The 17,978-nt window shown below is 71.6% G+C and carries 16 protein-coding genes; 11 read left to right on the top strand and 5 right to left on the bottom strand.

The features are described from left to right. Positions 1-12: 12 nt before the first annotated feature. Entirely contained in the window at positions 13-567 is a 555-nt protein-coding gene (locus KV102_RS04235) for a hemerythrin domain-containing protein (RefSeq protein ID WP_220342164.1), read from the top strand. 9 nt (positions 568-576) lie between these two features. On the opposite strand, the gene KV102_RS04230 is transcribed toward KV102_RS04235, so the two are convergent. Next, the gene (locus tag KV102_RS04230) at positions 577-1,449 is read right to left on the bottom strand and encodes a 1,4-dihydroxy-2-naphthoate polyprenyltransferase (protein WP_220345378.1); all 873 of its coding nucleotides are present in this window, start codon (positions 1,447-1,449) and stop codon (positions 577-579) included. Between the two features lie 61 nt (positions 1,450-1,510). On the opposite strand from KV102_RS04230, the gene KV102_RS04225 reads away from it, so the two are divergent. From KV102_RS04225 to KV102_RS04200, 6 genes are all read left to right on the top strand, one after another. After that, a complete protein-coding gene (locus KV102_RS04225) occupies positions 1,511-2,566 on the top strand; it encodes an AMP-binding protein (protein ID WP_220345377.1) in 1,056 nt (351 codons plus the stop codon). 128 nt (positions 2,567-2,694) lie between these two features. Next, a complete protein-coding gene (locus KV102_RS19475; RefSeq protein WP_220345376.1) occupies positions 2,695-3,669 on the top strand; it encodes an AraC family transcriptional regulator in 975 nt (324 codons plus the stop codon). A gap of 124 nt (positions 3,670-3,793) precedes the next feature. Further along, positions 3,794-4,465, top strand: a complete 672-nt coding sequence (locus KV102_RS04215; RefSeq protein WP_220342161.1) for a GAF and ANTAR domain-containing protein — start codon at positions 3,794-3,796, stop codon at positions 4,463-4,465. 281 nt (positions 4,466-4,746) lie between these two features. After that, positions 4,747-5,535 (top strand): MerR family transcriptional regulator, encoded by a 789-nt coding sequence (locus KV102_RS04210; protein WP_220342160.1) that lies wholly within the window; start codon positions 4,747-4,749, stop codon positions 5,533-5,535. Beyond that, positions 5,525-6,469 carry an ABC transporter ATP-binding protein gene (locus KV102_RS04205; RefSeq protein WP_308290222.1) on the top strand — a complete coding sequence of 315 codons (945 nt, stop codon included), beginning with the start codon at positions 5,525-5,527 and terminating at the stop codon, positions 6,467-6,469. Before KV102_RS04210 ends, KV102_RS04205 begins: the two co-directional genes overlap by 11 nt. Next, positions 6,466-8,112, top strand: a complete 1,647-nt coding sequence (locus tag KV102_RS04200; protein ID WP_220345375.1) for an ABC transporter permease subunit — start codon at positions 6,466-6,468, stop codon at positions 8,110-8,112. The genes KV102_RS04205 and KV102_RS04200 overlap by 4 nt, the downstream gene beginning before the upstream one ends. 307 nt (positions 8,113-8,419) lie before the next feature. On the opposite strand, the gene KV102_RS04195 is transcribed toward KV102_RS04200, so the two are convergent. Further along, positions 8,420-8,866 carry a pyridoxamine 5'-phosphate oxidase family protein gene (locus KV102_RS04195; protein ID WP_220342158.1) on the bottom strand — a complete coding sequence of 149 codons (447 nt, stop codon included), beginning with the start codon at positions 8,864-8,866 and terminating at the stop codon, positions 8,420-8,422. Positions 8,867-9,194: 328 nt separating this feature from the next. Between KV102_RS04195 and KV102_RS04190 the strand changes: the two genes are divergently transcribed. The 4 genes from KV102_RS04190 to KV102_RS04175 are packed head-to-tail and all read left to right on the top strand — an operon-like array spanning position 9,195 to position 14,458. Then, entirely contained in the window at positions 9,195-10,121 is a 927-nt protein-coding gene (locus KV102_RS04190) for an o-succinylbenzoate synthase (RefSeq protein WP_220346251.1), read from the top strand. Further along, on the top strand, positions 10,118-11,809 hold the full coding sequence (gene menD, locus KV102_RS04185; RefSeq protein ID WP_220345374.1) for a 2-succinyl-5-enolpyruvyl-6-hydroxy-3-cyclohexene-1-carboxylic-acid synthase: 1,692 nt from the start codon (positions 10,118-10,120) through the stop codon (positions 11,807-11,809). The genes KV102_RS04190 and menD overlap by 4 nt, the downstream gene beginning before the upstream one ends. A 53-nt stretch (positions 11,810-11,862) precedes the next feature. Next, positions 11,863-12,783, top strand: coding sequence for a diiron oxygenase (locus KV102_RS04180; RefSeq protein ID WP_220342156.1), 921 nt, complete (start codon positions 11,863-11,865; stop codon positions 12,781-12,783). A 13-nt stretch (positions 12,784-12,796) separates the two neighbouring features. Next, positions 12,797-14,458, top strand: coding sequence for a 4Fe-4S binding protein (locus KV102_RS04175; RefSeq protein ID WP_220345373.1), 1,662 nt, complete (start codon positions 12,797-12,799; stop codon positions 14,456-14,458). A gap of 33 nt (positions 14,459-14,491) precedes the next feature. On the opposite strand, the gene KV102_RS04170 is transcribed toward KV102_RS04175, so the two are convergent. From KV102_RS04170 to KV102_RS04160, 3 genes are all read right to left on the bottom strand, one after another. Further along, positions 14,492-16,024: an AMP-binding protein gene (locus KV102_RS04170; protein WP_220345372.1), complete on the bottom strand. Its 1,533-nt coding sequence runs from the start codon at positions 16,022-16,024 to the stop codon at positions 14,492-14,494. A 109-nt stretch (positions 16,025-16,133) separates the two neighbouring features. Then, positions 16,134-16,319: a biotin/lipoyl-binding carrier protein gene (locus tag KV102_RS04165; protein WP_308289295.1), complete on the bottom strand. Its 186-nt coding sequence runs from the start codon at positions 16,317-16,319 to the stop codon at positions 16,134-16,136. 10 nt (positions 16,320-16,329) lie between these two features. Next, positions 16,330-17,850, bottom strand: a complete 1,521-nt coding sequence (locus KV102_RS04160; protein WP_220342152.1) for an acyl-CoA carboxylase subunit beta — start codon at positions 17,848-17,850, stop codon at positions 16,330-16,332. Positions 17,851-17,978 lie beyond the last annotated feature (128 nt).

Raw genomic sequence — 17,978 nt, 5'->3', positions numbered from 1 at the left:
TACGTTGGCGCCATGCCAACCACAGCCATCGACCTCGGACGTCCCGTCTCCGGCGACGTCATCGACCTCATCCTCGACGACCACCGGCGCTTCGAGGATCTCCTGCGGCAGCTCCGCGACGCCAGCGCCGACCGTGACGCCGTCAGGAAGGCGTTCGCCGCCCTGCACGTCGCCCACGCGGAGGCGGAGGAGAAGAAGGTCTACCCGACGCTGCGGCGCCGCGACGCGATCGGCGCGCACGAGGAGGAGCACGGCGAGGAGGAGCACGCCGAGGGCAACCAGGCGCTGCTGGCCGTGCTCGAGCTCGTGGCCACGGACACGCAGGCCTTCGACGACGCGGTCGAGGAGCTCGCGCGGGTGGTCAACCACCACCTGACCGAGGAGGAGCTGACGATCCTCAACCCGGCGCGCGAGGCGGTCGCCGAGAAGGTGAGGCACGACCTCGGTGAGGCGTTCGCCCGTGAGCGCAACGCCCAGGTCGACGCCGACTGCGGCCGGATCGACAACGTCCGTGAGCTCGTCGCGCGTGCCGAGAAGGAAGGGCTCCTCGACGACGACGAGGAGTGACCGGAGGGATCAGCCTCCGATCGCCAACCCGACCGCCACGCCGACGGCGAGGACCAGCTCGGCGATCCCGGTGTCGCGCAGCGTGGGCACGAGGGCCAGGCCCCGCTCGCCGCGCGCCACCGGGGTCGCGGCCCGCAGCGCCCAGGGGAAAGCGAGGAGACCCAGGAGCGCCGAGGGCGTGTACGAGGCCAGCCACCACACGGTGACGAGGGCGATGACGAGCAGGACGACGTAGAAGATCCGCGTCCCCCGGTCGCCCAGCACGACGGCGAGGGTCCGCTTGCCGGTGGCGGTGTCCGTGGGGATGTCGCGCAGGTTGTTGGCGACCAGGATGGCGCACGCGAGCGCGCCCACACCGATCCCCGCGGCGAGGCTGGGCCAGGTGAACGCCCCCACCTGGACGTAGGTGGTGCCCATCACGGCGACGAGTCCGAAGAAGACGAAGACGCTCACCTCGCCGAGTGCGTGGTAGCCGTACGGCCGAGAGCCCCCGGTGTAGAACCACGCCGCCGCGATCGCGGCGACGCCGACGAGGACCAGCCACCACCCTGAGGTCGCCGCCAGCAGGAGTCCGAGGAGGCCGCCGACAGCGAAGCAGACGAGTGCGGCACGCTTGACCGCCGCAGCGTCGGCCGCACCAGAGCCGACCAGGCGCAACGGGCCTACCCGGTCGTCGTCGGTGCCCTTGACGCCGTCGGAGTAGTCGTTGGCGTAGTTGACGCCGACCTGGAGGGCGAGCGACAGCAGCAGGCAGACGGCGGCCTTCCACCAGACGGCCTCGCCGGCGTACAGTGCGGCTCCGGTGCCGGCGACGACAGGGGCCACCGCCGCCGGGAGTGTGCGGGGCCGGGCGCCTTCGATCCACTGCGATGCTGTTGCCACGACCGCCCATCCTCCCACCCGGGCCGCGTCGTCGCGTCGAGGGGTTGGTTAGCGTGGGTGCGTGACGGAACGATCCCTTCGTCCGGTGACCGGCTCCGCGCGGGAGGTCCAGGCGGCGCTGGAGGCCTGGCTGACCGCGCGGGCCGAGCCCGCACCGCTCACCATCCGCACCTCGGGCTCCACCGGCCGACCCAAGGACGTGCTGCTCTCCCGTCGCGCGGTGACAGCGTCGGTGCGCGCCACCCACGCTCGTCTGGGCGGGCCCGGGCAGTGGCTGCTCGACCTGCCTCCGCAGTACGTCGCCGGCGTCCAGGTCCTCGCCCGGTCGGTGCTCGGGGGCACGCCGCCGGTGGTGGCGTCCGAGCACTCCGGCCTGGAGGCGGCGATCGGGGCGATGACCGGCGAGCGCCGCTACGCCTCGCTCGTCCCCACCCAGCTCCACCGGCTCGCGGAGGCAGGGCGGCTCGATCTCCTCGCCAGGCTGGACGCGGTCCTGGTCGGCGGGGCCGCGCTCGATCCGAGCCTGCGGGCGCGGGCCGCGGAGGCCGGGGTGCGGGTCGTCCGGACGTACGGGATGAGCGAGACCGCCGGTGGGTGCGTCTACGACGGCGTGCCGCTCGACGGGGTCGCCGTGCGCATCGACGTCGATCGACGGATCTGGATCGGCGGCGGCGTCCTCTTCGACGGGTACGACGGCGACCCCCGGGCCACGGCCGAGGCGCTGCAGGGCGACTGGCTCCGGACTCATGACCTGGGCCGGCTCGACGACGACGGGCGGCTGACCGTCCTCGGCCGGGTGGACGACGTGGTGATCTCGGGTGGGGTCAACGTCGCCCTCCCTCGTGTCGCCGAGGCCGTGCGTGGCCTCGAGGGGGTCGCGGAAGCCGAGGCCGTCGGCGTCGCGGACGACGAGTGGGGACAGGTCGTGGTGGCGGTCGTGGCGCCAGCGGCCGGCTCCGTCGCACCCGCCCTCGATGCGCTCCGCGACGGGGTGGAGGCCGCCGGGCTGCCTCGTTCCTGGGCCCCGCGTCGCATCGTCGTGGTCCCGGAGATTCCCGTCCTCGAGCACGGGAAGGTCGACCGGTTGGCCGTCCGCCGACTGGCCGAGAAGCGCTGATCTGCCGAGGGCCTTCACAGATCGGTGGTTTCGCCCCCTAGACTGGCGGCGTAGCTGAGGTTCAAAAGCGTGCCCAGCGCGTGATCTGCCGTGGCGAGGTCTGTCGCGGCGAAGCTGGGAGGTTTGATGTGCCCGACCTTGGCGACCCCGTACGACGGTCCCACCTCCGCACGATCGATGCCGAGCTCGGCCGTGAGGTTCTCGACCACGCCTACGGCAGCAACCTGCGGCTGACAGGCGATCTTCGACACGTCGGCTTCTCGCGCGCCGACACCCGCGACTTCGCGCTGGACCACGTCGACCTCGGTGCCGACATCAGCTATGACTGCGACCCGCTCGGCTACCTCACGATCCTGGAGGGGCGGCGAGGCTGGGCGGAGTATGTCCGCGGCGGCACGACCGACCAGGCCGGCCCTGGGGACCTGGTCATGGTCGCAGGACCCGGCGACGCCTGCACCGGTCGCTCGAGCGATCTCTCCGTGCGCGGCATCAGCCTGCGCTGGGACCTGATCACCAGCGCCACGCGTGACCTTCGTGGAGACCGACCGACGGCGCCGATGCGCTTCACCCGCTACCGACCCGCTGACCGCGCCGCGGTGCTCCACTGGCGCAACCTCGTCGACTACGTCGAGGATCTCCTGGCCGACGGCCAGGAGATCGTCTCGGCGCGATCGCTCGATGCCGTCGGCCGTCTGCTCTCCCGTACGGCGCTGATCATGTTCGGGAGCGACTCGATCGCCGAGGAGACGATGCGCGACGAGGCCCAGGACCGCCGTGACGCGTCAGAGCACGCGGTGAACCGTGCCATCGCCTTCATGGAGGAGCACGCCGACACCGAGCTGAGCGTGGCCGACATCGCCGACGCCGCTCGCGTCACGCCGAGGTCGCTCCAGATCGCCTTCCGGCGCCACCTCGGGACGACGCCGATGGCCTACGCGCGCCGGGTGCGGCTCGACCACGCGCGCCGCGACCTCCTCGCGGGGCGCGACGGTGACACGGTGACGGCGGTGGCGTCGCGCTGGGGCTTCCACAACCACGGCCGGTTCGCCGCGGAGTACCGCGAGCTGTACGGCGAGAACCCGGGAGACACCCGTGCTCGATGAGACCCGGCTCACCCCCAGCGCGCATAGTGGCCGGGCCGCCTTCGTTCCGCGGCTGTCGGGAGGGGACCCCCAGCGCACACACTCAGATGTGATCATCAATCGGCCCGCAGGCGCGCTTCATGATATGGCGACAGCGGCCCGCGACATCTCGGCGGCAGAGACGGTCGACGCAGCAGCCGCTCAGTCCGTGCAGTTCGTCGCCTCCTACATCGACGGATGCGTGGCAGCCGGCATCACGATCGCCTACCTCCACACCTTCGACACCCTCGCCGCCAGCGACTCCCTTGCGCGTCGCGGTGACGAGCTCCAGGCCGAGCTCGGGCAGGGCCCTTCGCTCGATGCGGTCGTGGACGTCCCCACGATCTATTCGCCCGACCTCGCCACGGATCCGCGCTGGCCGCTCTGGGGGCCACGTGCGGTCGAGGAGCTCGGGATCCGCAGCATGGTGAGCTATCGGTTGTTCACCAGCGCCGAGACGATCGGTTCGCTGACGCTGTACGGCAAGACGCTGGATCCCTTCGACGTGGAGGCACGAGAGCTCGGCTACGTCGCGGCCACCCAGATCGCCGTCGTGCTCGCCACCACGCGCAAGGAGCAGAACTTCCGGTCCGCTCTGGCGGGCCGGGTCGCGATCGGGCAGGCCCAGGGCATCCTCATGGAGCGTTTCGGGCTCGAGGGCTATCAGGCGTTCAACGTCCTGCGACGGTCCGCGATGAGCCGTGACGTCCCGCTCCGGGAGGTCGCGGAGGAGCTGATCGAGACGCGTCAGATGCCCCGGGTCGCCGACGAGGACTGACCGGTCCTCGGTGCGGTTCTCTCGTCTCCGCGATCTGGCTTCATGGCGCGTCCGCCAACTCAACCGCGCGCGGGGTGAACGACGAGCGGATCACCGACAACACACTCATCTGCGTCGCGATCGACCTTCTCCTCCAGCGCCGCGCCGACCCGTGCGGCAGCACACTGACAGACGCCCGCAATCTCTCGTTCCGATCCGTAGGGCCGCACGGGCCCGGCAGTCTTGTGCGAGGGCTCGCCGGGACTTGCTGTGACGTAGCGTCACAGCGGCATGCTGGTGGCATGCGGGTGAGAGACGCGGCAGACCTGGCCGGAGTGAGCGTGCGGACGGTGCGCCACTACCACGCCTGTGGGCTGGTCCCGGTGCCGCCCACGGTGGGTGGGGTGCGTGACTATGGCTTGGAGCATGTAGCGCGGTTGATTCGGGTTCGGTGGCTGGTCGAGTCGGGTCTGAGCCTGGCTCGGATCGCCGATCTTCTGGCTCCCGAGCCCAGCCATCCCGGGGCCGGGGTGGGTGACCTGCGTGAGGCATTGGCGACGTTGGATGCGCGGCTGGTGGAACTGGCCGATCGGCGTGAGCGGCTGGCGCGGCTGCTCGAATCGGTGTTGGCGGGTGGCGCGCTGACACCGCTGCCGAACGTGGTCGCGGACTTCTACGACGACCTCGAGGCACGCGCGCCCGACGCGGGCACCCGACGTGCGATCAACGCAGAGCGGGACTTCTTGGAGTTGGCCTACTTCCGCGGCGAGGTGCCGTCGGAGGCGGAGGCACTGTTCGCGGGTACGCCGGAGCTGATGCAGGAGGCGATGGCGGCCTTCGCGGAGTCGCTGACTGCAGCGGAGCTCAGCGATGAGGAGGTCGACGCGTTCGCCGCGGCCAACGTCGCGCGGATGAAGCGGCGGGTGGGCGGCCGGACTCCCGAGATCGTGGCGTCGATCGATCTCGACGTCGTGGCTCGCCTCTATGCGCTGTTCGAGGTGACGAGCGACGAGCGCGGTCGGCGGATCGGGGCGGCCATGCAGCGCCACCTGACCCGTGAGATCGAGAGCGGGTGGACCAGTGCGGAGTGAGGTCGTGAGCAGTCAAGAGGCCGTCGTCGTCGAGGGGCTGGTCAAGACGTTCGGCGACTTCCGTGCCCTGGATGGGCTGGACCTTTCGGTGACCGCTGGCGAGGTCCATGGGTTCCTGGGCCCGAACGGCGCCGGGAAGAGCACCGCGATCCGGATCCTGCTCGGCCTGTACCGGGGGACCTCGGGGCGGGTCCGCGTGCTGGGGCTGGACCCGGGGGTGGACCCTGGCGCGGTGTGCCGGCGGACGTCGTATGTGCCCGGTGAGGTGTCGTTGTGGCCCAACCTGACCGGTCAGGAGGTGCTCGACGCGCTCGCCGGGCTCCGCGGCGCCTACGACGGAGCCGCCGAACGTCGGCTGGTGGAGGCGTTCTCGCTCGATCCCACGCGCCGGGTGCGGACCTACTCCAAGGGCAATCGCCAGAAGGTGATGTTGGTTGCGGCCTTCGCCGCCCGGACGGACTTGCTTGTGCTCGATGAGCCGACCTCTGGGCTGGACCCGCTGATGGAGGAGGTGTTCGCCGCGTGTGTGCGGGAGGCCGCCGACGCGGGCCGGACCGTACTGCTGTCCAGCCACATCCTCAGCGAGGTGGAGCACCTGTGCGAGCGGGTCACGATCATCAAGGACGGGCGGCTCGTGGAGACCGGGCGGGTCGAGGAGTTGCGCCACCTCGCCTCCTCGACCATCGGTGCCGTCGTCCCCCTTGGCCTGCGGCACCGGCTCCCAGGCGAGCTGGCGAGCCGCCTGGATGGAACCGGCGCGACCACCGACGTCGAGGTTTCCTGGACCGGTGATCGGGTCTCGATGCGGGTCGAGGTGAGCGAGGTCAACGAGGTGCTGCTTGCTCTCGTGACGCTTGGGGCGACCTCGATCACGTGCGAGCCGGCCACGCTGGAAGAGTTGTTCCTGCGCCACTACGCGACGGCCGCCCGGTGACGGGCACGCTCGCCCAGGACCCGGGGGTACGAGCGCCATCGCGTACGACACGCGGGACACTCCGGGTGGCGTGCCTGCTGTGGCGCCGTCACCGCACCTGGACGGTGGCCTGGCTGTTGGTCACTGGCGGCCTCGCCGCGGCCGCCCTGCCCGGCTACGCCTCCACCTACGCCGATGCGGACGCCGCCCGGGAGGCCCTGGCCCAGGTGCGCCACGACCCAGCCACGCTGTTTCTCTATGGCCGGCTCGGCCAGGCCGGAACCCCAGCCCAGGTGTTCGCCTGGGAGCTGGGCACGTTCCTGACGATGATCGCCGCGGTCATGGCGATCCTGCTTGCCGTCCGGCTCACCCGAGCCCTCGACGAGGACGGCTCCCTCGAACTGCTGCTGTCCACCGGCCACCAGCGCCGCGACGTTGCCCGCGCCGCGATGGTCGTGCTCGTCGGGGTCGGCGTCGGGCTCGGGGTGGCATGTTTCGCGGCGACCGCGGCATACGCCGGCCGTGTCGACGGGGTGGACGTGGTCGGTGCAGCAGTTCTCGGCCTGGTGGTCGCGCTCACCTTCCTCCTGGTCGGGCTCCTCACAGGGGTGCTGGCACTACTGCTGCCGACCACGTGGAGCGCCCGGGCCGCGGGTGGGCTGGCGGTGGCGGTGGCGGTGGGGGTGCGTGCGGTCGCCGACGTCGAGCACGCGCCCGCGCTGCAGTGGGTGGCGCCGATGTCCCTGCGTGCGCTGGCGCAACCCTTCGACGGCGACCGGGTGTTGGCGCTCCTGCCGGCAGCCGCGGAGGCTGCCGTGCTCGGCTGGCTGCTCCTGCGCTTGGCCACCTCGACCGAGGTCGGTGCCAGCCTCGTCCGGCTCCCGCAGCGCACGGGCGCCCGGCTACCGATCACCGACGTCACAGGACTGGTGCGGCGCCTTGACCGCCGTCGGCTCATCTGGTCCGGGCTGCTGATCACGGCTGGCGCCGCGATGTTCACCGGCCTCGGCAGCGGAGCGATCGCCAACATGCGCAGCGGTCGCATCGACGGCGGGTTCCTGGGCGCCCAGCTCTCCGGGCGCGATCCCGCCGCCGCCTATTTCGCGTTCGACGGCACGGTCACTGCCCTGGTGGTGGCCGCGGTCTGCGTCACCGTGGTCGTGCAGGCGGCCGCCGACGAGCGCGCCGGGCTGGCCGAGCACGTGCGGGCTACCGGAGCGGCCCACTCAGCCCTGCTGCGGGCCTACGTCGTCGTGGCCTCCGTCGCCTCCCTGGTCACTCTCGCGCTGAGTGGAACGGTCTCCGCGATGGTCGGTCACGGGCTCATCGGCGGTCCACATGTGGCCCGCGACGCCTTCAGCCAGTCGATCGAGCAGTGGCCCGCCGTAGCGCTCGTCATCGGTCTCACCGCTCTCGTCGTCGCCGCAGCACCGCGAGCCGCCTGGTCCGCCTGGCTTCCACTCCTCGCCGGCGGCGGACTCACCCTGCTCGGCAAGCAGCTCCAGGTTCCTCCACGCGTCATCGACCTCAGCATGTTCGGCCACACCTCGGCGGGTGTCGCCTCCAGCACCCGCCCCACGGCCCAACTCATGCTGCTCGCCCTGGCCACTGTCGCGCTCACCGGAGCCCTGATCCTCATGCGGCGGCGGGACCTCGCCGCCTGACTGACTGCTCATCCCAGCCCGGTGCTCCGCGCGGCGCATAGGCGAAGGGGCGCGTTCCCTGGTCGCCATACCCCGAGCTTCCCGCCGATGCACCGTTCCTCTCCCTCCTCCGCGCGTGCCCTCAGACAGCCTGGTGACGCGAGGCCAGCAACCGCGTGCAGCCGTCCGGCGCTTCGGTGAGTCCTCGTTGGAGATGATCATGGCCGAGCGGACCGACGTCTAACAGGCTGTGACCCTATTGCGCGGACGGCGTCGGGACACATCTACCAAGCGGCGTCAACGCTCACCTGGGCTAAAACCTTGTGGCTTACCGCCGCCGAATCGAAAGGCCACGGCCTGGGTGCCAGGACTGAATCTCCAACCCGCCGTTGGCGAGATGGGTGAAGACGACCTCGCTGATATCGAGGCGGAATCGGTGCCCCGAACCGCCCGACTCCAGGTCGTTCACCTCCACGGCGGTTCCGGCGAGCTTGGCCTCTCCTGTCCACCGTGAGTGATCCTCCTCGGGCGGGTCCACCGAGGGCGAGTGGAGGGCGAACCGCCCGTCTCGCCGGAGGTCGAGAGCCTTGACCGCGTTCGGCATGCTGCCCAGCCAGACGTTGCCGTCGCTGAACTCGACCTCGGTGCCGCTGATCCGTGGCGAGCCGTCCTTGCGGAGTGTGGCCAGGGTGCAGTGTTTGCGGATGTCGAAGCACCGCCGGACCGCCTCGACAAGCTCCGGCGCCTCGGCGGCGAAGCTCTCCCATGTCGTCATGGTCGTGAATCACGCTCCCCTCTGCTGAGCACGAGAGTAAATGAATGAATCACGCGGGGTACGGCCGTCCCCGGACCCAGAATCGAAACAAGCCGGCCCAAGAGGACCTCCTGACCGTGACCGACGAGGCCCGCGGCGCGGTCGACCAGACCGAGCATGCAAGTCGCGTCGCAGCAAGGGTGTCTCGCAGGCGATCCCGTCGTCGTAGAGGTTGGCTACCAGTAGTACGGCCGGTCGCCGACGAGGACTGACCGGTCCCCGGTGGGTCACCCGATACCGTGGCGACGTGAGTGACCCCGACCTGGCCTGGATCCCGTACTCGACGCCGATGCGCACCCGCTTCCGTGGGATCACCGTGCGGGAGGGCATGCTCGTCCGCGGGCCGGCGGGCTGGGCAGAGCTCAGCCCTTTCTGGGACTACGACGCCGTGGTCTCCCACGCCTGGTACACCGCCGCCCTGGCGAGTGCGACCCGGCCCTGGCCCGCGGCGGTGCGCGACGTCGTCCCCGTCAACTGCACGGTCCCCGCACTGAGTCCCGAGGCGGCGCAGGTGTTGGTCCGCGCGGGACACGGCTGCCGTACGGCGAAGGTCAAGGTGGCCGAGCCCGGTCAGACGCTGGCCGACGACGAGGCGCGGGTGGCCGCGGTCCGCGACGCGCTCGGCCCCGGCGGCGCGGTGCGCGTCGACGCCAACGGTGCGTGGTCCCTCGACGACGCGGTCGAGGCCCTGGCGGTGCTCGACCGGGCCGCCGGCGGGTTGGAGTACGCCGAGCAGCCCTGCCGCACGGTCGAGGAGCTGGCGGCCCTCCGCCGGCGCACGCACGTGCCGATCGCCGCCGACGAGTCGATCCGTCGTGCCGACGACCCCTATCGCGTGGCCCAGCTCGAGGCGGCCGACATCGCTGTCCTCAAGGTGCAGCCTCTCGGCGGTGTCGAGGCCTGCCTGGAGATCGCCGAGCGGATCGGCCTGCCCGTCGTCGTCTCCAGCGCGCTCGAGACCTCGATCGGCATCGCGGCCGGGGTGGCGCTCGCCGCGGCGCTCCCCGAGCTGCCGTACGCCTGCGGTCTGGGCACGGTGACCCTGCTCGAGCACGACGTGGTCGCCGACCCGCTCGTCCCGCGCGGCGGTGTCCTTCCCGTGGTCCGCCCGGAGCCGTCGGCGGAGTTCCTGGCGGTGGAGCCCGATCCCGACCTCGCGGTCCGGTGGGCCCAACGCCTGGAGCAGATCCGTATCCTCCCGGAGGGCGTCCGATGAATCCGTCCACCGCGCTGGGGCGCGTCCTCGTCGACGAGCTCGCCCGGTCCGGGGTCCGTGACGTCGTCCTCTCGCCGGGCTCCCGATCGGCGGCCCTGGCCCTCGCTCTGCACGCCGCCGACGCTCGCGGCGAGCTGCGGCTGCACGTACGGATCGACGAGCGGAGCGCGGGCTTCCTCGCGCTCGGCCTCGCCAAGGGGTCGCACCGCCCCGTCGTCGTGGTGACGACGTCCGGCACCGCGGCCGCCAACCTGCACCCTGCCGTCCTGGAGGCGGCGCACGCCCGCGTGCCGCTGATCGCGATGACGGCCGACCGCCCCGCGGAGCTGCGGGGTACGGAGGCGAACCAGACCACCGACCAGGTGAAGCTCTTCGGTGACGCGGTGCGGGCGTACGTCGAGGTCGCCGCGCCGGACGTCGTGCCGGACAGCGCCGCGCCGTGGCGGGCGGCGGTGTCCCGGGTCGTCGCTGCGGCGGTCGGGCGTACGGGGGAGGGGCCGATGGCACGGCCCGCCGGCGGCCCGGTGCACGTGAACGTCGCGTTCCGCGAGCCGCTGCTCCCGGACCCCGACGACGTCGCCACGAGTCTGCCGCAGGCCCTCGCCGGGCGACCGGGCGGAGCTCCGTGGCGTGCGCCGATGATGGAGTCGCCGCCGCTGCCGGGCGTGCTGCCGCTCGGCCCGCGCACGGTCGTGGTGGCGGGAGACGACGCCGGACCACCGGCGCGCCTCCTCGCGGAGGAGGCCGGCTGGCCGCTCTTCGCCGAGCCGTCCTCAGGAGCGCGGACGGGCACGCACCCCATCGCGACCTACCGCCTTCTCCTGGGCCTGCCCGAGCTGGCCGAGCGGATCGAGCGCGTCGTCGTGCTCGGCCGGCCGACGCTGTCGCGTCCGATCACCCGGCTGCTGTCGCGACCGGACGTGGAGGTGGTCGTCGTGGGGGCTTCGCCGTTCCCCGACCCCGGCAACCGGGTCGCTGCGGCGTACCCCGCCGTGCGGGTCGACGGGAGCGACGACCCCGGGTGGCTGGAGGAGTGGCGCCGAGCGGACATGGCGACGCTGGCGGCGGTCGAGAAGGCGGTGCTGGACGGCGGTGAGCTCAACCCGTGGCAGGTCGCGCGTACGGTCTCGGGGGCGGTCAAGCCGGGCGACCTGCTGGTCGTCGGCTCCTCCAACCCGATCCGCGACCTCGACCTCATGGCTCTGCCGTACCCGGTCGGGGAGCGTCGGATGGTGATGGCCAACCGGGGTCTCGCCGGCATCGACGGCGTCGTCTCGACCGCGATCGGTGCCGCACTCGGTCGTCGACCGTCGCACGCGCTGGCCTACATGGGGGACCTCACGTTCCTCCACGACAGCAACGGCCTCGTGATCGGCCCCGACGAGCCGAGGCCCGACCTCACCATCGTGGTCGCCTCCGACGACGGCGGCAGCATCTTCTCGACGCTGGAGCAGGGCGGCGCGCCGTACGCCTCCGCGTTCGAGCGGGTCTTCGGGACGCCGACCCGCGTCGACATCGGGACGCTCTGCCAGGCGATGGGCGTGGATCACCGCCTCGTGACCACGTCCGATGAGCTCGAGGCGGCCCTCGACGGACCCGCCGGCATCCAGGTCGTGGAGGCCCGGGTCGGGCGCGCCGACCGCCGGGAGGCGGACCAACAGCTCCGCTCGGCAGCACGGTTGCATTAATACATCGCCGATGTAACATGAGGTCCGTCACATCATCCGGACCTGGAGGCACCATGACCGTCGCCGCGACCGCCTTCCGCGAGACCGCCCGGCAGCGCACGAGCATCGGCGACGTCACGACGCGGCTGCTCGCCTCGTCGGCCGAGCTCTCGTACGACCCCGACACCGAGGTCGCGTGGGACCGGCCGATCCCCGACGACCACTACGGGCTCAACCCGGAGTGGAGCACGCTGTACGGCACGCGTCTGTGGGACGAGATGAGCGAGGAGCAGCGGGTGCTCCTCACGCGGCACGAGGTCGGCTCGATCATGCAGACGGGCATCTGGTTCGAGATGATGCTGCAGCAGCTGATCCTCCGTGACCAGTACGCCAAGAACCCCGCCGACAGCGAGTTCCGCTTCGCCCTCACCGAGATCGCCGACGAGTGCCGCCACTCGCTCATGTTCGCGCGGACCTGCGAGGTGCTCGGCATCCCGAAGTACCTCCCGCCCCGTCCCGCCGTCGAGCTCGCCCGTCTCCTGAAGACGACCGCGGGCGCCGAGCAGGCGTACGGGCCGATCCTCATCGCGGAGGAGATCCTCGACGTCATGCAACGCGACTGGATGCGCGGCGAGAACGTCGTCCACATCGTGCGGACCACCTCCAAGATCCACGTCGTCGAGGAGGCACGGCACATGAAGTTCGCCCGTGCCGAGATCCTCGAGGGCCTGAGGACAGCCGGTCGCCTGCGCCGTGAGTGGGGTGCGCTGCTCTTCGCCGGTGCCGCCTTCGTGATCGTCAGGTCGATGGTCAGCCCCGAGGTCTACACCAACGTCGGCCTGGACAAGGAGCGAGCGCTCGCCGAGGTGAGCACCAACCAGCACCGCAAGGCGATGATGCGGCTGTCGTGCGTGCACCTCATGGACTTCCTCGCCGAGGCCCGGCTGCTCACCAAGCGGGCGATGCCGATCTACCAGTCCGTCAACATGATCTGAGCGAGGACCCTCGATGGCCTACGCGGTCACGCAGAGCTGCTGCAACGACGCGACCTGCGTGTCGGTCTGCCCGGTCAACTGCATCCACCCCACCCCCGAGGAGCGTGCCGCGGGAGTCGGTGGCCTCTCGGAGATGGTCTTCGTCGACCCCGACACCTGCATCGACTGCGGGGCGTGCGCCGACGCGTGCCCCGTGGGCGCGGTCCTCCCGGTCGACCTGCTCCGCGGCCCCGACACCGTGTTCGCCGACCTCAACCGCCAGTACTACGAGGCGCACCCGGAGTCGGCCACCTGGGACGCGCTCGCCTTCCCGGTCGCACCGCCGCAGGGCTCCGGGCCCTTCCGGGTCGCCGTCGTCGGCACCGGTCCCTCGGCCGCCTACACCACCCGGGCGCTCCTCACCGGGTCCCCTGCCACCGTCACGATGATCGACCGGCTGCCTGTCGCCGGAGGACTGCTCCGCTCCGGCGTCGCGCCGGACCACCCGCAGACCAAGCGCATCGAGGACACGTTCGCGTGGACGTACGACCACCCGCGCGTCAGCGTCCAGCTCAACGTCGCCGTGGGTGAGGACGTCTCGCACGCCGAGCTCCTCGCCCACCACCACGCCGTCGTCTACGCGGTCGGGGCAGCGACGGACAAGACCCTCGGCATCCCCGGCGAAGGGCTTCCGGGCAGCGTGTCCGCCACCGAGGTCGTCGCCTGGTACAACGCTCAGCCCGACCGCGCACCGGCCGAGATCGACCTGTCGAGCCCGCGGGTGGTGGTCGTCGGCAACGGCAACGTGGCACTCGACGTCGCTCGCGTGCTGCTCACCGACCCGGAGGCGCTCGCGCGCACCGACATCGCCGACCACGCCCTGGACGCGCTGCGGCGCAGTGCCGTACGAGAGGTGGTCGTGCTCGGACGGCGAGGACCCGAGGAGGCTGCGTACTCGCGTGCCGAGCTCGTCGGCATGCGCGCGATCGACGGCGTCGACCTCGTCGTGGCGGACCACCCCGCCACAGCGGCAGCCGTTGACGCCGCTCCCGTGGGCAGCAAGGCGGCGATGCTGCGAGACGTCGGTCGCGTCGACGTCGCCTGGGAGGCCGATCCGCCACCGGGCAAGCGGGTGGTGCTCGCGTTCTGGACCGCGCCGGTCGCGCTCGACGGTGACGAGGCGATCACCTCCGTACGGGTCCGCGACACCACCGGGGACCACTCGTCGGAGCAGACGATCGTCGCCGGGACCGTGGTCCGCTCGATCGGCTACCGCGGCACCCCGGTGCCCGGCCTGCCGTTCGACGAGGTCACCGGCTCGGTCCCGAACGCCCGAGGGCGGGTGCTCGGTCGCGACGGGCAGCCGGTGCCCGGGGCGTACGTCGTCGGGTGGATCAAGAGAGGGTCGAAGGGCGGGATCGGCGCCAACCGTGCCTGCGCCCAGGAGACGGTCGCGGCGCTGATCGAGGACGTCTCGGCAGGCCGGCTGCCCGAGCCCACCGGCTCCGCTCGCGACTTCCGCACCCTCCTGCGCAGGCGCCGCAGCGACGTCGTCGGGGTGAGGCGGATGCGGGCCATCGACCTCGCCGAGCGGCGCAACGGTGCCCTGGAGGGTCGGCCCCGCCGCAAGTTCGCGACCGTGCCCGAGCTGCTCGCCGCCGCGACCCCCGCGCGGTGGCTCGGCCGTCAACGGTGACGACCGAGCCGGCAAGCCGACGGCCGCGGGCGGTCAGTGGACCTGGCGCTGCTGGCCCTCCCAGTACGGCGCGCGCAGCTTGAACTTCTGCAGCTTGCCGGTCGCCGTACGGGCGAGCTCCTCGCGGAACTCGATCCGCTTCGGGCACTTGTAACCGGCGAGGTGCTGCCGCGTGTGCGCGATCAGGTCGCCCTCGCCCACCTCGCCGGCGTCGGGGTCGAGGACGACCAGGGCGGTGACGAGCTCACCCCACTTCTCGTCCGGGATGCCGATCACGGCCACCTCGCGTACTGCCGGGTGCAGCATGAGCGCGTCCTCCACCTCGATCGAGGTGACGTTCTCGCCGCCGGAGATGATGACGTCCTTCTTGCGGTCGGCGATCACGAGGTGGCCGTCCTCGATCGTGCCGCCGTCGCCGGTGTGGAACCAGCCGTCGGCCAGCGCGACGGCCGTCGACTCGGGGTTGTCCCAGTAGGCCTCGAGGTTGTGGTTCGACTGCGCCAACACCTCGCCGGTGTCGTCGATCATGACGCGTACGCCGACGGCGGGGGCGCCGGCCCGGCCGAGGAGGCGGGCCTGCTCCAGCGGCTCGAGGTCGTCCCACTCCTCGCGCATGCGGCTCATCGTCAGGAGGGGCGCGGTCTCGGTCAGACCGTAGATCTGGATGAACTCCCAGCCGAGCTCGCCGCGCACCCGCTCGATGGTGCGGGTCGGGGGAGGGGCGCCGGCCACGATGATGCGGACCCGGTCGCGGCCCGGGATCTCGCCGTCCCACGTCTTCGCCGCGTCGAGCACGGCCTGGACGACGGCGGGGGCGGCGCACATCACCGTGACGCCGTGGCGCTCCACCCGCCGGAGGATCTCGGCCCCGTCGATCTTGCGGATCACCACATGCCGTCCGCCCATCCCGGTCACCGCGTAGGGCATGCCCCAGCCGTTCGCGTGGAACATCGGCAGCGTGTGCAGGTAGACGTCACGATCGTTGATGCTCGTCTGCCAGCCGAAGATGCTGGCGTTGGTCCACAGGTTGCGGTGCGTCAGCTGGACGCCCTTGGGCCGTGCGGTGGTCCCGGAGGTGTAGTTGATGGTCGCGGTCGCAGACTCGTCACCCTGCCAGGGCTCGGGCTCGCCCCGGGTCGCCCACATCGCCTCGTCGTCCTCGCCGAGCACGAACGTGTGCTCGGCCGTGACCGAGTCGAGCAGCCCGCGGATCTCGGGGTCGACCATCAGCACCTCCGCGCCGCTGTGCTCGACGATGTAGGCGATCTCGGCGGGCGCGAGGCGGAAGTTGATCGGGACCAGGATGCGGCCCCACCCGGAGACGCCGAAGAACGACGCGAGCAGCCGTGCGGAGTTCTGCGAGACGATCGCGACCCGCGCGCCCTGCGGCACCCCGAGGTCGTCGAGGTAGGCCGCCTGCGACCGCGCGCGACGCCCGAGCTCGGCGTACGTGACCTCGCCCCAGGACGGCGCAGGCTGGTCCGGCTCGTCCACGACGCCGATCCGCTCCGGATAGACGGTGACGGCACGGTCGAGGAAGTCGCGGACGGTCAGCGGGAAGAACATCGAGCACCTCGTACGGTCGGCGGCCGGGACGCAGGTCGTGTGACCCTGATCACGTCCTATCACGCCGCCCATGCCGCGTGAACGCGTACGAGCCGGAGAGCGCAGGCCGTCAGCCGATCTCCGCGATGACGTCGCCCTCCTGGACGATCTCGCCCTCGCGGACGCGGAGCCGGACCGTGCCCGGCTCCGCGGTGTGCACCGGGATCTCCATCTTCATCGTCTCGAGCACCGCGACCACGTCGCCGGCGGCGACGCGGTCACCCTCCCGGGCAACCAGTCGCCACACGTTGCCCACGATCTCGGCCCTAGCGGCGTACACGCGCACCCCCGCCGCGGCCGCTCTCCTCGAAGCCCAGCGTCGCCAGGGCGTCGACCAGGCGGTCACGGGTCTCCTCGGGGAGGATCACGTCGTCGACGATGCCCGCCTCGGCCGCCACGTACGGGCGAGCGACGTTCTCCCGGTACTCGGCCGCCAGCTCGTCGCGCACGGCGATCGGGTCCTCCGCGTCGCGCAGCCGGCGGCGGTGCAGCAGCGCCACCGCGCCGCCGGGTCCCATCACGGCGATCTCCGCCCCGGACCACGCCCACGAGTAGTCGGCGCCGAGCGAACGCGAGCCCATCGCGATGTAGGCGCCGCCGTACGCCTTGCGGACGACGACCGTGAGCAGCGGCGAGGTGGTCTCGACGTACGCCTTGAGCAGCTTGGCGCCGTGCGTGATCACGCCGCGGGACTCCTCGACCGTGCCGGGCAGGAAGCCGGGCACGTCCACGAAGGTCACCACCGGCAGCCCGAACCGGCCGCAGAACTCGATGAACCGTGCCGCCTTGACCGACGACTTCGCGTCGAGGACTCCGCCCCGCGATGCCGGCTGGTTGGCCAGCACGCCCACCGGCCGGCCGTCGAGGTGGCCGAACAGCGTGAGGATGCTCGGCGCGTGCGCCGGCATGAGCTCGAGGCGCGGGCCGTGGTCGAGCACGCCGTCGAGCACGTCGCGCATGTCGAAGACCACGCTCGCCTTGTCCGGGACGACGTACGGCAGCCGCTCGGCCGCCACCGGGTCGGGTCGGCGCGCGGCGACGACCGGCATCGGGGCGCCGACGTGGGAGGGCAGGTACGAGAGCAGCAGGCGCGTCGCGTGGAACGCCTCCTCCTCGTTGGTGACCTCGAGGTGCGCGACGCCGCTGGTCTCGGTGTGCATCTGCGAGCCGCCGATGTCCTCGGCGCTCGCGTCCTCCCCGGTGGTCGCCTTCACGATGTCCGGTCCGGTGAGGAACATCTGGCCCTGCTCGCGGACCATGATCGTCCAGTCGGTGAGGGCGGGGGAGTACGCCGCGGCGCCGGCGCACGGGCCGAGGATCAGCGAGATCTGCGGGATGCGTCGCTGTGCGTGGACGTTGAGGGCGAAGATCTCGCCACAGCCGTGCAGCGCCAGGATCCCGTCGTGGATGCGCGCGCCGCCGGAGTCGTTGACGTACACGATCGGGTATCCCCGGTCGATCGCGAAGCGTTGAGCCTTCTGCACCGTCTCGGCCATCACGGCGCCGATGGCGCCGGACGCGACAGCAGCGTCGTGGCTCGCGATCACGACCCCACGGCCGTCGACACGACCCCAGCCGATCACGACCCCTGCACCCTTGCCGTCACCGTCGACGCGCATCGGGGTCATCTCGACGAACGACCCGGCGTCGACGAGCATCTCGGCGCGCTCGCGAGCGGTGTATTCACGGCGTCCGCGCGGCTCGACGCGGCGGAAACGCTCCTGCCGACGACGGGCGAGACGGGCGCGGTGATCGGAGGTTGCGGTCTCCGTGTTGATCGTGGTCAACTCGGTCTCCTAAAACATGAGGGAAGCCTCAGGACTTCTACAAAGATGAGGGGTACCTCATGTTTTTGTCAACCCGGGTCGCCCTGTGTCATGGATCACCCCGGTGACCAGCGTCGGGCGAACCCTCG

This window comes from Mumia sp. zg.B53, assembly GCF_019550935.1.
Lineage (GTDB): Bacteria > Actinomycetota > Actinomycetes > Propionibacteriales > Nocardioidaceae > Mumia.
This window is presented reverse-complemented; position numbering and strand designations above follow the sequence as displayed.

Coding starts and splice junctions, on each gene's coding strand:
- KV102_RS04170 (WP_220345372.1), bottom strand. CDS start 16,024: ATGTTCTTCCCGCTGACCGTCCGCGACTTCCTCGACCGTGCCGTCACC.
- KV102_RS04175 (WP_220345373.1), top strand. CDS start 12,797: ATGGCCTACGCGGTCACGCAGAGCTGCTGCAACGACGCGACCTGCGTG.
- KV102_RS04190 (WP_220346251.1), top strand. CDS start 9,195: ATGCGCACCCGCTTCCGTGGGATCACCGTGCGGGAGGGCATGCTCGTC.
- KV102_RS04195 (WP_220342158.1), bottom strand. CDS start 8,866: ATGACGACATGGGAGAGCTTCGCCGCCGAGGCGCCGGAGCTTGTCGAG.
- KV102_RS04215 (WP_220342161.1), top strand. CDS start 3,794: ATGGCGACAGCGGCCCGCGACATCTCGGCGGCAGAGACGGTCGACGCA.
- menD (WP_220345374.1), top strand. CDS start 10,118: ATGAATCCGTCCACCGCGCTGGGGCGCGTCCTCGTCGACGAGCTCGCC.
- KV102_RS04180 (WP_220342156.1), top strand. CDS start 11,863: ATGACCGTCGCCGCGACCGCCTTCCGCGAGACCGCCCGGCAGCGCACG.
- KV102_RS04235 (WP_220342164.1), top strand. CDS start 13: ATGCCAACCACAGCCATCGACCTCGGACGTCCCGTCTCCGGCGACGTC.
- KV102_RS04210 (WP_220342160.1), top strand. CDS start 4,747: ATGCGGGTGAGAGACGCGGCAGACCTGGCCGGAGTGAGCGTGCGGACG.